This is a genomic window from Ornithinibacillus jepli, from assembly GCF_047228935.1.
GTDB lineage: Bacteria > Bacillota > Bacilli > Bacillales > Amphibacillaceae > Ornithinibacillus.
The window spans coordinates 1,442,847-1,457,109 of the sequence record NZ_JBFEGG010000001.1; the positions used below are offsets into that span (position 1 = coordinate 1,442,847).

General features: G+C 34.7%; 13 protein-coding genes. 1 reads left to right on the plus strand and 12 read right to left on the minus strand.

Annotated elements, in window-relative coordinates:
• Positions 1–109: 109 nt before the first annotated feature.
• The 6 genes from AB1K81_RS07540 to citZ form a co-directional block, all read right to left on the minus strand.
• Positions 110–658: a nucleotidyltransferase family protein gene (locus tag AB1K81_RS07540; protein ID WP_412976001.1), complete on the minus strand. Its 549-nt coding sequence runs from the start codon at positions 656–658 to the stop codon at positions 110–112.
• Positions 659–833: 175 nt separating this feature from the next.
• Positions 834–2,198: a two-component system histidine kinase PnpS gene (pnpS, locus tag AB1K81_RS07545; protein ID WP_412976002.1), complete on the minus strand. Its 1,365-nt coding sequence runs from the start codon at positions 2,196–2,198 to the stop codon at positions 834–836.
• Positions 2,195–2,887, minus strand: a complete 693-nt coding sequence (locus tag AB1K81_RS07550) for a response regulator transcription factor (RefSeq protein ID WP_412976003.1) — start codon at positions 2,885–2,887, stop codon at positions 2,195–2,197. Before AB1K81_RS07550 ends, pnpS begins: the two co-directional genes overlap by 4 nt.
• 384 nt (positions 2,888–3,271) lie before the next feature.
• Positions 3,272–4,210 carry a malate dehydrogenase gene (gene mdh, locus AB1K81_RS07555; RefSeq protein ID WP_412976004.1) on the minus strand — a complete coding sequence of 313 codons (939 nt, stop codon included), beginning with the start codon at positions 4,208–4,210 and terminating at the stop codon, positions 3,272–3,274.
• Between the two features lie 25 nt (positions 4,211–4,235).
• The gene (gene icd / locus AB1K81_RS07560) at positions 4,236–5,507 is read right to left on the minus strand and encodes an NADP-dependent isocitrate dehydrogenase (protein WP_412976005.1); all 1,272 of its coding nucleotides are present in this window, start codon (positions 5,505–5,507) and stop codon (positions 4,236–4,238) included.
• 88 nt (positions 5,508–5,595) lie between these two features.
• A complete protein-coding gene (gene citZ, locus AB1K81_RS07565; RefSeq protein WP_412976006.1) occupies positions 5,596–6,711 on the minus strand; it encodes a citrate synthase in 1,116 nt (371 codons plus the stop codon).
• 315 nt (positions 6,712–7,026) lie between these two features.
• Here citZ and ytvI point away from each other — a divergent pair, with 315 nt between their 5' ends.
• Positions 7,027–8,133: a sporulation integral membrane protein YtvI gene (gene ytvI / locus AB1K81_RS07570; protein ID WP_412976007.1), complete on the plus strand. Its 1,107-nt coding sequence runs from the start codon at positions 7,027–7,029 to the stop codon at positions 8,131–8,133.
• On the opposite strand, the gene AB1K81_RS07575 is transcribed toward ytvI, so the two are convergent.
• From AB1K81_RS07575 to AB1K81_RS07600, 6 genes are all read right to left on the minus strand, one after another.
• On the minus strand, positions 8,134–8,526 hold the full coding sequence (locus AB1K81_RS07575) for an FxsA family protein (protein WP_412976008.1): 393 nt from the start codon (positions 8,524–8,526) through the stop codon (positions 8,134–8,136).
• A 66-nt stretch (positions 8,527–8,592) separates the two neighbouring features.
• Positions 8,593–10,353, minus strand: coding sequence for a pyruvate kinase (pyk, locus tag AB1K81_RS07580; protein ID WP_412976009.1), 1,761 nt, complete (start codon positions 10,351–10,353; stop codon positions 8,593–8,595).
• A gap of 15 nt (positions 10,354–10,368) precedes the next feature.
• Positions 10,369–11,328, minus strand: a complete 960-nt coding sequence (gene pfkA / locus AB1K81_RS07585; protein WP_412976010.1) for a 6-phosphofructokinase — start codon at positions 11,326–11,328, stop codon at positions 10,369–10,371.
• A 304-nt stretch (positions 11,329–11,632) separates the two neighbouring features.
• The gene (accA, locus tag AB1K81_RS07590; protein WP_412976011.1) at positions 11,633–12,589 is read right to left on the minus strand and encodes an acetyl-CoA carboxylase carboxyl transferase subunit alpha; all 957 of its coding nucleotides are present in this window, start codon (positions 12,587–12,589) and stop codon (positions 11,633–11,635) included.
• Positions 12,586–13,446: an acetyl-CoA carboxylase, carboxyltransferase subunit beta gene (gene accD, locus AB1K81_RS07595; RefSeq protein WP_412976012.1), complete on the minus strand. Its 861-nt coding sequence runs from the start codon at positions 13,444–13,446 to the stop codon at positions 12,586–12,588. The genes accA and accD overlap by 4 nt, the downstream gene beginning before the upstream one ends.
• 159 nt (positions 13,447–13,605) lie before the next feature.
• Positions 13,606–14,220 (minus strand): FadR/GntR family transcriptional regulator, encoded by a 615-nt coding sequence (locus AB1K81_RS07600; protein WP_412976132.1) that lies wholly within the window; start codon positions 14,218–14,220, stop codon positions 13,606–13,608.
• Positions 14,221–14,263: the final 43 nt, after the last annotated feature.

Below are 14,263 nucleotides of genomic sequence, written 5' to 3' on the forward strand. Positions count from 1 at the left end.
GGTTATTTGGTTTAAAGAACATGAAAAAATGGAGAATCTACTATTATTCGAGGCTTAAGTATATTATTGCAAGACTACAAAACATGGTGAATCTATTCATCTTTTCTAACTAAATATTTAATAATTTTTTAATTCTCTGTTTTAGTTCGAACGGTAATGGCCTTTCTAATCCTTTAACTAGTAATTGTGGGTGTTTAACACCATACTTTAGAAAATGATTTTCTAATAGAATTGCTTTTGGTTGTTTATTTGGAATTAACCAATACAATATATACCAGTCTTCAAGCGAACAGAGTGGAATTCGGACCCCTTCTACCTTTTTATATTCTACAATTGATTCTTGGTTTATCGGTAATGTATAAACACCTTCACTATGTTCAATAGCAAAGCCCCCCATTATATCAATAGTAACCTGATCCATACGATACTTAGAAAAAAAAGCTGTCTTAAATGGCTTGAGACTTTTTGCTTCTTGTGACTCAGCCATGCTAAACATTATGCTATTAAACTGTGTCGTATTTTTTTCGTCGACCAATATATCTATATCATTCGGCTTATCAATTAAATGATGGAAGTTCAATAAAAGAGAGCCACCCACTCCCCACATGTTGTCTGTTTGGTTTACTTTTTTTCCAATAAGCGATAACGTCTCTAACATCCTATTTCTCCTAACGATGATAATAAACTTGTGAAGTGACATATTAATCATTACTATATAATTCATTAAATCCTCTTTACTCGTAACTAGACTATATAGAAACTATAACGCACTATTTAATTAATATAAAGAGGCTAACGTATTCAAGACAAAAACACTCTCAGAGAGAGTGTTTTTAATTCTTCGGAAAATAAATATGAAAAGCCGTACCTTTATTTACTTCACTTTCTACTTCTACTTTTCCATTATGCAATTCGACGATATGTTTCACAATCGCAAGTCCTAATCCTGTACCACCGGTGTTCCTACTCCGGGCTTTATCCACACGATAAAACCGTTCAAATATTCTTGGTAACGATTCCTTTGGGATGCCAATCCCAGTATCTTTAACCATTAAATGAATATACTCCTTTTGTTCCTCTGCTATTAACGTTACTTCTCCACCATTTGGGGTGTAATTAATCGCATTAGCAAGTACATTGATCATAACTTGTTTAACACCAGAACGGTCTGCTTTAAATTCAAGACCATCTACACTTTCAACCTTAAGTGTTATACCACTACTTTCTGCTTGTTGTTTAAGAACCGGTATCACTTCGTCCATCAATTCTGAAAAGTGAAGGTTCGCTAATTCTAATCTAGAATCTTCTTTTTCAAGTTTGGATAATGATAATAAATCTTCTATTAAAGTCTGAAGTCGTTTACTTTCTTCATTTATAATACTTAAGAATTGTCTTGCCGTATCTTTATCATTTAAATCCTCATCAAGTAATGTCTCGGAAAAGCCTCTTATTGACGTAATTGGTGTTTTTAATTCATGGGAAACATTTGCTACAAAGTCTTTCCGCATAGACTCCAATTTCTTTAATTCCGTAATATCATAGAGTACAAGAACTGCACCTTTTAATATATTTTTTTCATCAAATATTGGAGCTCCCATAATTTCAAAATATTGCTCATGATCACTTTCTACAATAACAGAATCTTTTACTTTCTCTTCATATAAAAAAGTCTGTTGGATAGCTTTATGGATTTTCTCGTTATCCAACACATCATAATACAAGTAACCTATATAGTCCTTTTCTTTCTTTCCAAAGAGACTGAGAAAATTTTTGTTTACTAAATGAATATATCCTTTTTCATCAATTAGGATTAAACCACTTTGAATATTTTCAATGACCGTCGTTAATTGTTCTGCTTGCATTTTTTCATTAATAGATAATTCACTTAAGCTTCGAGCCAGTTTGTTGATTTTCATTAGCAAAGAAGCCATACTACCAGTTACAGGGTGATGCATTCTAGCACGAAAATTCCCCTTCACTAACTCGTCTAACGTATCCGTTGCTTTTCGAATTGGTTTTACATAATTGTCAAAAACGAAATGCAACATCATCATGAGGATAATATATTCTGTTAAAAGTACTAAAACCAATACAATGTAATTATTCATAAACTGACTAAATACAATCCCTGTAAATGCTACAATGATAAAGATGATAATTGCATAACGAAATATCGGTTTTAAGGATAAAAACCTCACGTTGGATCCTCCATTTTATAACCCAACCCACGAATCGTTTTAATATAAATCGGCTTTTTCGTATTGGGTTCAATTTTTTCTCTTAGATGACTTACATGCACATCGACTATTCGAGTGTCTCCAACAAAATCATAGTCCCATACAGCTGATAATAGCTGATCTCTTGATAACACTTTATCCTTATGTGTTGCTAAGTAGTGTAACAGCTCAAATTCCTTACGTGTAAAGGTGAGCACTTCTTCATTTTTCTCTGCTTCATAGCGCTCTGGGAAAATTGTCAGATCACCAATTTTAATATTTTTCACAGTACTTGGTACAGTGACATTAGTTCTCCTTAGAATTGCTTTAATTCGGGCAATTACTTCTTTAGGGCTAAATGGCTTTGTTAAATAATCATCTGCTCCAATTTCTAACCCTAATACTTTATCAAACTCTTCGTCTCTTGCAGTTAACATTAAAACGGGTGTATCAATATGATTTCTTCTTAAATGCTTACAGACTTCGATCCCATCCATTTCAGGAAGCATTAAATCAAGGATGATAAAATCATAGGTATTCTTATCTGCTTTCCGTATAGCTTCAAGTCCATCATAGGCAACATCAGTTGTAAACCCAGATTTTTCAAGATTAAATTTTAACAATGTTACAATAGATATTTCGTCGTCTACAATAAGAACGTGTTCATTCATTCGACTAATTCCCCATTTCTATTATGTTAACAATCCTTTTTATCTATCTTCATCTTACAATGAAACATGAATAATTAAAATAATAGATAACTATTGTAAATAAATTTTTACATTATGTATTAGTAGGATGTCCTAATCGTATTTAGAACATCCTTATTTTATAGCCTTCATCCAATCTGTTAATTGCCTTACTTTCGGGATTAATCTCATAAATAACTGCTGCATATTTTCAATAAAGGTTTAGTCTTTAAGATGAAAGTTCCTCATATGCAAGCATTACATTTTTCCAAAGCTTCAATTGCACCAATATCTAAAATGCTAGTTTCTAACAGACAAAAAGAGCTCCATTCCACTGGATGCGTAGAATGAAACTCTTTTTTTAATTTATTCTAAAACCGCTAAAACGTTCTTAACAGATTCAGCAGAATTATCAAGGGCTGCTTTTTCTTCTTCTGTTAAGTCTAGTTCGATGATTTGCTCGATTCCATTACCACCTAGTATTGTAGGTACTCCTAAGTAAATATCGTTATACCCATATTCACCTTCTAGATATGCAATTGATGGTAAAACACGACGTTGATCTTTAAGAATTGCCTCTGCCATAACACTTAATGATGCAGCAGGGGCATAATATGCACTACCGTTGCCGAGTAAGTTAACGATTTCTCCGCCACCTGTACGTGTTCTTTGCACGATTGCATTTAAACGGTCTTTAGAGATTAACTTTTCTAATGGAATCCCACCAGCATAGGAATATCGGGTTAATGGAACCATGTCATCTCCATGGCCTCCTAATACGAAACCAGTAATATCTTTAACAGATAAATTTAACTCCTGGGCAACAAATGTACGGAAACGCGCTGTATCTAATACCCCAGATTGACCGATGACTCGCTCTTTTGGGAATCCAGACTCTTTAAATACAGTATACGTCATCGCATCAACTGGATTAGTTAAAACAACTATTATCGTATCTTTTGAGTATTTCACAATCTCTTGTGTTACAGATTTCATAATTTTAGCATTTGTATTCACTAGATCGTCTCTACTCATTCCTGGCTTCCTAGCAATACCTGCAGTAATAATTACTATATCTGATTCCTTCGTATCCTCATAATTGGAAGTTCCGATAATATTAGCATCAAAGCCTTGAACTGGACTTGCTTCTAACATATCAAGGGCTTTACCCTTTGTTGGATTTTCCATATTAGGAATATCCACGAGAACAATATCTCCGAGTTCTTTTTGAGCTAGCATTAATGCCGTTGTTGCACCTGTAAATCCTGATCCGATTACTGATATTTTTTTACGCTTGTTTCCCATTGTAAGTTGCCTCCTTTGAAGTTAATTAATCCATATTCTTAATTAATTCATTAGCAAACTCAGAACATTTTACTTCTGTAGCTCCATCCATTAGACGAGCAAAGTCATACGTTACAACTTTAGAAGCGATTGTTTTATCCATTGCTTTAGTAACTAAATCAGCTGCTTCTCTCCAACCAAGGTGTTCAAGCATTAATACACCAGATAAGATTACAGATGAAGGGTTAACTTTATCTAAGCCAGCGTATTTAGGAGCTGTTCCATGAGTAGCTTCGAAAATAGCATGACCCGTGTTATAGTTAATGTTTGCACCAGGAGCAATACCTATACCACCAACTTGTGCAGCTAATGCATCAGAGATGTAATCTCCGTTTAAGTTCATTGTTGCAACAACATCAAATTCATTTGGTCGAGTAAGGATTTGTTGTAAGAAAATATCAGCGATAGCATCTTTTACTATAATTTTACCAGCTTGAACGGCTTCATCTTGAGCTTTATTTGCAGCATCTTTACCTTGCTCTTCAGCAATTCGATCATATTGTGCCCAAGTGAATACTTTATCACCGAATTCTTGTTCAGCAACTTCATATCCCCAGCCTTTAAAAGCACCTTCTGTAAATTTCATGATGTTACCTTTATGAACTAAAGTAACACTCTTACGCCCTTCCGTTAGTGCATACTCAATAGCTGCACGAACTAGACGCTTTGTACCTTCTTCTGAAACAGGTTTGATACCAATACCAGATGTTTCAGGGAAGCGAATCTTATGTACTCCCATTTCATTTTTAAGAAATTCGATTACTTTCTTCACTTCGTCAGAACCTTTTTGCCATTCAATACCTGCATAAATATCTTCTGTATTTTCGCGGAAAATAACCATATCCACATCTTCAGGACGTTTAACTGGAGAAGGAACACCTTCAAAATAACGTACTGGACGTAGGCAAGTAAATAAATCAAGTTCTTGACGTAACGCAACGTTTAACGAACGAATTCCACCACCGATTGGTGTTGTAAGAGGACCCTTGATAGCAATTTTATACTCATCAATTTTATCTAATGTTTCTTGTGGTAACCATTCTCCAGTTTTATTGAATGCTTTTTCACCAGCGTATACTTCTAACCATTCTATTTTCTTTGTACCATTATAAGCTTTTTCAACAGCTGCTTCTAATACACGACTAGCTGCTGCCCAAATATCCGGACCAGTACCGTCACCTTCGATAAATGGAATTATAGGTTGATTTGGTACATTTAAAACACCATTTTCTACTACAATTTTTTCTCCTTGTGTCATACAAAATTCCTCCTAGTTTTCTAGTAGCTTATCGTAATAATAGCCGGAAGCACCGGCTATTAGAACTAACAATATTTTTATTAATTTCCTAGCGATTTTCAAGCGGAATATATTTTTGAGTGTTAGGTCCAACATATTCTGCACGTGGACGGATTAAACGGTTATTAGAATACTGTTCTAAAATATGGGCAACCCAACCAGATACACGGCTCATAGCGAAGATAGGCGTGAATAAATCATGATCAATTCCTAAACTATGATACATAGAAGCCGAATAGAAATCTACGTTAGCAGGTAGGCCTTTTTCCTGTTTAATATAGTCCTCAATTGCTACAGACATATTATACCATTTTTCTTGTCCAGTAAGCGTTGTTAGTTCTTTAGACATCTTTTGAAGATGCTTAGCTCTTGGGTCACCACTACGATATACACGATGTCCCATACCCATAATTTTTTCTTTATTTGCTAGTTTCTCTTTTATATACGGAATTGCATTATCTTCCGTACCAATTTCAGTCAACATTTTCATAACTCGCTCATTAGCACCACCGTGAAGTGGACCTTTTAGTGCGCCGATTGCTGCAGTAATGCCAGAATACATATCTGATAGTGTTGCAACACATACTCTAGCAGTAAAAGTAGATGCATTAAGCTCGTGATCTGCATGAAGTACTAACGCTTTATTAATTGCTTCAATTTCAATATCATTAGGTTTTTTACCATTTAACATATATAAGAAGTTTTCTGCATAACTAACATCTTCTAATGGTTTGATAGGGTCTTTTCCTTGTCTAATACGTGAGAACGCTGCGATGATAGTTGGAATCTTAGCTTGTAAGCGAACCGCCTTACGTCTATTACCTTCATCTTCCATCACATCAGCTTCTTCATCATATAAACCTAGTAAAGAGATAGATGTTCTAAGTGCTGCCATTGGGTGCACTTTAGTCAAATCGTAAGAACGTAATTGTTCTAGTACTGCTTCAGGAACTTCCATGTTTTCATTTAGTTCCTTTTTAAAGGCATCTAATTCAGCGATGGTTGGTAACTTTAGATTCCATAATAAATATACTACTTCTTCAAAGCTTGAATTCTCTGCTAAATCATCAATTCTATAACCTACATAAGTTAGTTGGTCATCAATGATAGAACTAATTGATGACTGTGTTGCTACTACCCCTTCAAGACCTTTCGTTGCTGTCATAGATAAAACCCTCTCCTTTTTCTATATTGTACTAACATTAAGCGAAAAATAATGTTAAATAATTTAGACAATTCCCAAGTCGAAATAAACGGTTATTGTCATCCCCAAAACCAATTATAAAGTATTTTTGAAGCAATGTGAAATGAAACCGTTTAATTTTCTGCAAATAATTATTCAATAAATTAATCTATTAAATAAAGCGACTATTATTGTAAAGCTTTCACCAAATTACTCTTTACAAACGATACTATTAATATTTCCTGTTTGTCTAACATATAGTTTAATAGATATATTTTTACAAATGGGGTCGTTATATTGTACAAGCAGTTATTAGATCCAATTATTAGAGGACTGTTTCTTGTAGTTTTATTACTAATAGTATTCTTTTCTGTCAAAATGACAATCGGCTATATCTACCCTTTTTTAATAGCGTTTGTCATTGCTTTATTTCTAAATCCATTGGTGTCCTATATAGAAAAAAATTGGAAAATACCAAGAGTGTTAGCTACATTAGCAGTCATCATTACAATATTTGTTTTTTTCGTAAGTGTTGTTATTGTGATAATTAATGAGGTTATTCAAGGTGCTTTTTATTTTATGGATAAATTACCAACATACTTCGATTCCTTTATCCAATTAATGGAGAATATGATAAATGAACATATCATTCCCCTCTATCAGACTATTGCTACACTATTTAACTCTTTAGACCAATCACAGCAGACAACTATTCAAGAAAATATAGTAAGATTTCTAGAAAACCTAACTAATACGGTTACAAATTCATTGAACTCCATAATATTTCAATTACCAGAAGTAGTGAGCAAGTTTCCCGATTCAATAACTACACTTATCTTTATCGTATTAGCTACGTTTATGATCGTCAATGATTGGCATAACATAACAAGTCTGCTAAAAAAAATACTACCTGAACATCTGCTTTCGTTTGTATACGATATACAAAAAGGTATTAAAAAAGCTTTTACAGGTTATTTAAGGGCACAGTTTATATTAATCTTCATTTCAGCTTCCATAATATTTATTGGCTTAGTCGTTATTGGAAGCAAACATGCACTAACGATTGCTGCTATTGCAGCTCTAGTTGACTTACTTCCCGTGATTGGTACCGGTGTAATCTTTGTTCCATGGATTATTTATAATTTTTTGACTGGAGATTATTCAAACACTATTCCACTCAGCATCCTTTACATGACTGTTATCGTAATACGCCAAATAATAGAACCAAAAATCCTCTCTGCTAGTATAGGTATCAACCCTTTAGTTAGTCTCATTATTTTATTTGTTACCATTCAGATTTGGGGCTTTGCTGGAGTATTGTTTGCACCGATTATTATGATTACTATTTATGTATTGTACCAGTCCGGAATTTTCATCAAGCTAATTCAATTCGTCAAAGGATAACTACCATTTCCGATTAATAATAATGGTATTATTGTCGATCATTTTTTTAATTAGTTTACCAAGTAATAGTTTAAAATACTTTCTAGTTTGTGGTAAGACTAAGATGAATCCCACAATGTCTGTTATAAAACCAGGAGAAAATAAAAATACTCCACCGATTAGTATACTAATTCCGTCTAAAATCTCTTGTGTGGGGACTTGGCCATACTGCATAGAATATTGTGCTCGTTTCCATGTTTCAAGCCCTTCTTTCTTGGCTAATGACACACCAAAAAATCCTGTTAACAGAATAATGATGAAAACCCACCAAGGTCCTATTAAATTTCCCGCCCAGACTAACACTGCTATTTCGGCTGCAGAAATAATTAGAAATGCTAGAAATAACCATCTCATTACAAATCTACCTCTCTTAAATTAGATAGGAAAAAAGAAGGGAGCATTTTCCCTTCTTCTTGTTGTTTAAAGTACGCCTGCATGACCTTTATAAATGTCACCTTTTGTACTATCAATTGTAATATCTTCACCGTCTCTTAGTAAATCAAAAGCATTTTCTACTCCTACAACAACTGGAATTCCTAGGCTTAGACCTACAACAGCTGCGTGTGAAGTTAGCCCACCTTCAATTGTTACTATACCAGCTGCTTTTTCAATTGCAGGCATCATATCACGGTCTGTACCATATGTAACTATGATATCACCATGATTTATCTTTTGAAGTGCTTCTTCAGTGTTTTTTACGATGACTGCTCTACCATATGCACTTTTCTTTCCGATCCCTTGTCCTTTGGCAACGACATCTCCAATAATATGAACTTTCATCATATTTGTAGTTCCAGTTTCTCCTACAGGGACACCTGCTGTAATAACAACACGATCTCCTCGATTTAAAAGATTCGCTTGAATTCCTAAATCAATTGCAACGTCTAACATTTCATCTGTCGAGTTTGCTTTAGCTCCTGTAATCGCAAGGACACCCCATACCAATGAAAGCTGACGATTAACGCGGTCATTGTATGTTACAGCTATAATTGGAGATTTGGGTCTGTATTTAGAAATCATACGTGCAGTATGTCCACTTTCAGTTGGTGTAATAATTGCACTAACAGATAAATTCATAGCAGTATGGGTAACAGATTGACTAATTGCATCTGTTATCGTCATATCAACTGATTCACTACGGTTTTTCAAAATAGATTGGTGATCTAAAGCAGTTTCCGTTTTTACTGCAATATTATTCATCGTCTTAACTGATTCTACTGGGTAGTTACCAGCCGCTGTTTCACCAGAAAGCATAATTGCATCTGTACCATCAAAAATAGCATTTGCAACGTCTGATGCCTCTGCTCGTGTTGGGCGAGGGTTTCGTTGCATAGAATCAAGCATTTGGGTGGCTGTTATAACAGGTTTACCGGCTGTATTACATTTTCTAATTAATTGCTTTTGTACTAATGGTACATCCTCAGCTGGAATTTCCACACCTAAGTCACCACGGGCAACCATCAAGCCATCACTAACTTCAAGGATGCTATCAATATTATCAACACCCTCTTGGTTTTCGATTTTAGGAATAATTTGAATATGTGTTGCGTTATGTTTTTCCAATAGTTCTCTAATTTCTAGAATATCAGATGGTCTACGTACGAACGAAGCCGCGATAAAGTCTACATCTTGCTCGATTCCGAACTCAATATCTTTCGCATCCTTCTCTGTGATTCCTGGTAATTTAACCGCCACATTCGGAACGTTTACACCTTTTTTGTTCTTAATTAAACCGGAATTAAGCGCAACGGTTTTTAACTCTTTATTTTGCTGATCAATTTCGACTACTTCTAATTCAATAAGACCATCATCTAAAAGAATTCTTGACCCTACATGAACATCATCAATTAAGCCAGGGTATGTAATAGAAAATCGCTCAGCTGTTCCTTCTACTTCGTTCATAGCAATGTAAACTGTATTACCTTCAATTAATTCTGCTTGACCATCTTTAAAATTAGCAGTTCGAATCTCAGGCCCTTTTGTATCTAATAGAATCGCTACCGTTTTACCTGTTCTTCTAGCTGCTTCTCGAATATTATTTATCCTTGCACCATGTTCATCAAAATCCCCATGGGAGAAATTCAAGCGAGCAACATTCATTCCAGCTTCAATTAGCTCTACTAATGTATCAACCGATTCGGAAGCCGGCCCTATAGTACATACTATTTTAGTTCTTCTCATTATAAAATCCTCCTACTAAATCGATAATTCTTTAGATAATTTATACATTTCTTCATCAATAGAGTGTTTTTCTTGTAAGATTTCTGTAATATCATGGTCCACTAATTTATTATTTTGTATACCGACCATTCTTCCTGCTTTTCCATCAAGTAGTAACTCTACTGCTTTTGCACCTAAGCGGCTTGCTAGTACACGATCATTAGCAGTTGGTGACCCTCCACGCTGAATATGTCCAAGAACCGTTACTCTTGTTTCTAGATTTGTTGCTTTTTGAATTTGTTCACCAAAATCAAACGCGCTACCTACACCTTCAGCAACAATGATTATACTATGTTTTTTACCTCGCTCTATGCCACGTTTTAAACGGGAAACAACTTCTTCTAAGTCATCTTTTTTCTCAGGAATTAAAATACTTTCTGCTCCATCTGCAAGTCCTGCCCATAAAGCTAAGTCTCCTGCATCTCTACCCATTACTTCTACAATATATGTACGTTCATGTGAAGTTGCTGTGTCACGGATTTTGTCAATTGCTTCAATAATTGTGTTTAATGCTGTATCAAAACCAATTGTAAAATCAGTACCCGGTATATCATTATCGATAGTGCCCGGAACGCCGATACATGGATAACCTTTTTCAGTTAATTTTTGAGCACCACGAAAACTTCCATCTCCACCGATAACAATTAATCCTTCAATGCCATACTTTTTAAGTTGCTCAATACCCTTTTGTTGTCCTTCTTCTGTCTTAAATTCTTCACTTCTAGCCGTGAAAAGTTTTGTTCCACCACGCTGAATAATATCGCCAACAGAACCAACATCCATTTTTTCTATATTACCTTCAATTAACCCTTGATAGCCATTTTTTATGCCATATATTTCAACATCGTGATAAATACACTTACGAACGACTGCACGAATTGCTGCATTCATTCCTGGTGCATCACCACCACTAGTTAGTACTCCTAATCTTTTCATATTAATTCACCTCTATATTATAAATTCAATATCTAGTATGCTCTGGTTAAATAGAATTACTACGGTCAGATTATCATAGAAACTCTCTTTATTTCCGTTTGCCTCATTTACAAGATAAGACTAAAATCCTAAAATATCAATCAAAAACACCGAAATTTGCAAGTTATTTTTAATATGCTTTACTTAATGATTTTATTTGCAACAATAAGTAAAACACATTTACATTAAGCCATACTATTTAATCTTCAATAAAAAAAGGACGTCTCCGATTTTGCAGAGTAACACAAAATCGAGACAGCCTTTTTTAAAGTTCCTTATATTCTCCAATTTGCTTATATTTTTCCCATCTTTTCTCCAACAATTCATCAATTGATAAATCTTTTAGTTCATCTAGAGATTTTTCGATGACGGTATCAATATTAGCAGCTTGTTGTTTTATGTTACGATGTGCTCCACCTTTTGGCTCAGGAATAATTTCGTCAATTATTCCAAGTTCAAATAAATCTGGTGCTGTAATACGCATGGATTCTGCTGCCTTTTGTGCAAGTCCAGAATCTTTCCAAAGAAGTGCGGCTGCACCTTCAGGAGAAATAACAGAGTAAGTAGAGTTTTCAAGCATATGAATTCGGTCCCCAACTCCAAGTGCTAAAGCACCACCACTGCCACCTTCACCAATAACAATACAAATAATCGGAACAGTAATTCCTGCCATCTCCATTAAATTACGTGCTATTGCTTCACTTTGACCACGCTCTTCTGCAGCTTTACCAGGGTATGCACCTTTCGTATCAATAAAACAAATTATAGGACGATTAAACTTCTCCGCTTGTTTCATATGGCGTAGAGCTTTTCGATATCCTTCTGGATGTGGCATCCCAAAGTTTCTACGGATGTTTTCCTTTGTATCTTTACCCCGTTGGTGACCAATAACGGTAACAGGTGTATCTTTATAATACGCAATCCCAGAAACAATTGCCTCGTCATCACCATAAAAGCGATCTCCATGAAACTCGAGAAATTCAGTAAATAATTCTTTTATATAATCTAAGGTTGTAGGGCGCTCTTGGTGTCTAGCCATTTGCACACGCTGCCAGGGCTTTAAGTTTCCATAAATATCATTTTCTAAATCAGCTAGACGCTGTTCAAGAGTTGCGATTTCATCTGATAAATCAATATCACTATCACTAGTAAATTTCTTAAGTTCAGCAATCTTTTCTTTTAAATTTATAATTGGCTTTTCAAAATCTAAAACTTGATTCATCTAGGACCTCCACCCTTCTGATGCATTTTAAGTAGTGTCCCTAATACATATTTTAAGTCATGACGATGAATAACTTGGTCTAATTGACCATGCTTCAATTGAAATTCTGCTGTTTGAAAATCATCTGGTAAGTTTTCTCGAATCGTTTGTTCAATGATACGACGCCCGGCAAATCCAATCAAGGCACCTGGCTCAGCGAAATTATAATCACCTAACGATGCAAAACTAGCAGAAACTCCACCAGTTGTAGGATGAGTCATAACGGAAATCATGAGTCCTCCAGCCTGGGAGAAACGACTAATAGCTACAGAAGTCTTTGTCATTTGCATCAAACTAAGAACACCTTCTTGCATTCTAGCACCACCTGATGCAGTAAATATAATAAACGGCATAGATTCTTTTCTAGCATTCTCAATTGCTCTAGCAATCTTCTCACCTACTACTGACCCCATACTTCCCATGCGAAATCTAGCATCCATAACCGCAATTGCTGTAGCCTGTCCATCAATTGTACCAAAACCAGTAACCACCGCTTCATTTAACCCTGTTTTTTCGCGGTCACCTTCCATTTTTTTCTCGTATCCAGCAAAATTCAATGGATTAGCTGTTATCATTCCTTTATCCCATTCTACAAATGTTTCTGAATCAAATAAACTATCAATTCGCTCCCAAGCATTTAATTGATGATGATGTCCACAGTTTGGACATACATTTAGATTGTTATTTATTTCCTTGCGGTAGAATATTTTATAACAATTATCACATTTTTTCATTAATCCCTCAGGAATATCTACTTTTGATTGCTCACTAGGAATCGAAGCATACTTCTTTTTCTTATTAAAAAGATCTTTGAGCAAAGTAAGTCCCCCTTTATCATTAACCATTACCATTATAAACAGGTATGTATTTAGAATACGAATTATTAATTTGGACCTGATTATATTACTATACAGCAAGTCTACCCAAAAAATGTGTCATTAATAGTCGAAGAAATAGAAAAATATAAAATTTAATAATTACACAATATCGTAAGCATTTTCTTCGTGGAATAGACCTTCTATGGATTGGTAGTTTTTCGTTTTATAGGATTCCATTAATTTCAAGTAAAATGTTTTGGAATAATTACCTGTAAAGCTCTTTGAATACTCATCAATTAATCCCCAAATACGCATTAACAGTTGATTACTATTAATATCGAATAAATAACTGAAAAAGGCAAAATGCTTTTCTTTTTCGTTTAAAGAGGAATTATTTAAAATACTCTCTAATTCAATTAACTCTGGTTCATTTATCTGTGTAAAAGCTAACTTGGCGGTTTCTTTTTCTAATAGCATCTTAACGGATAACAAATCTTCCTTAGTCGTTTCCTTTAAAATAAACGAAGAAAGTAATTGAACCGTCTGATATGGGCGATATTTACTTAAGAAGGTACCTTCTCCACGTCTAGTTTCAATAACACCAATAAGCTCCATAGCCCTCAAAGCTTCTCTAATGGATGATCTACCAGCCTGTAGCTTTTCTGATAATTCTCGTTCAGAAGGAAGTTTATCTCCTGGTCTAAGGTCATTTGCTTCAATAAATTTGCGTATCTCCTCTAGAACGCCGTGGTAAACCTTATTATTTGGCGACATGGACACCCATGTTTCACTCCTTTTAATAAATCCTTATTATTTA

What these genes read in the sequence shown, in the direction of transcription:
- AB1K81_RS07540 (WP_412976001.1), bottom strand. Translation starts at nt 658, where the DNA reads ATGTTAGAGACGTTATCGCTTATTGGAAAAAAAGTAAACCAAACAGAC.
- AB1K81_RS07550 (WP_412976003.1), bottom strand. Translation starts at nt 2,887, where the DNA reads ATGAATGAACACGTTCTTATTGTAGACGACGAAATATCTATTGTAACA.
- mdh (WP_412976004.1), bottom strand. Translation starts at nt 4,210, where the DNA reads ATGGGAAACAAGCGTAAAAAAATATCAGTAATCGGATCAGGATTTACA.
- icd (WP_412976005.1), bottom strand. Translation starts at nt 5,507, where the DNA reads ATGACACAAGGAGAAAAAATTGTAGTAGAAAATGGTGTTTTAAATGTA.
- citZ (WP_412976006.1), bottom strand. Translation starts at nt 6,711, where the DNA reads ATGACAGCAACGAAAGGTCTTGAAGGGGTAGTAGCAACACAGTCATCA.
- AB1K81_RS07575 (WP_412976008.1), bottom strand. Translation starts at nt 8,526, where the DNA reads ATGAGATGGTTATTTCTAGCATTTCTAATTATTTCTGCAGCCGAAATA.
- pyk (WP_412976009.1), bottom strand. Translation starts at nt 10,353, where the DNA reads ATGAGAAGAACTAAAATAGTATGTACTATAGGGCCGGCTTCCGAATCG.
- pfkA (WP_412976010.1), bottom strand. Translation starts at nt 11,328, where the DNA reads ATGAAAAGATTAGGAGTACTAACTAGTGGTGGTGATGCACCAGGAATG.
- accA (WP_412976011.1), bottom strand. Translation starts at nt 12,589, where the DNA reads ATGAATCAAGTTTTAGATTTTGAAAAGCCAATTATAAATTTAAAAGAA.
- AB1K81_RS07600 (WP_412976132.1), bottom strand. Translation starts at nt 14,220, where the DNA reads ATGTCGCCAAATAATAAGGTTTACCACGGCGTTCTAGAGGAGATACGC.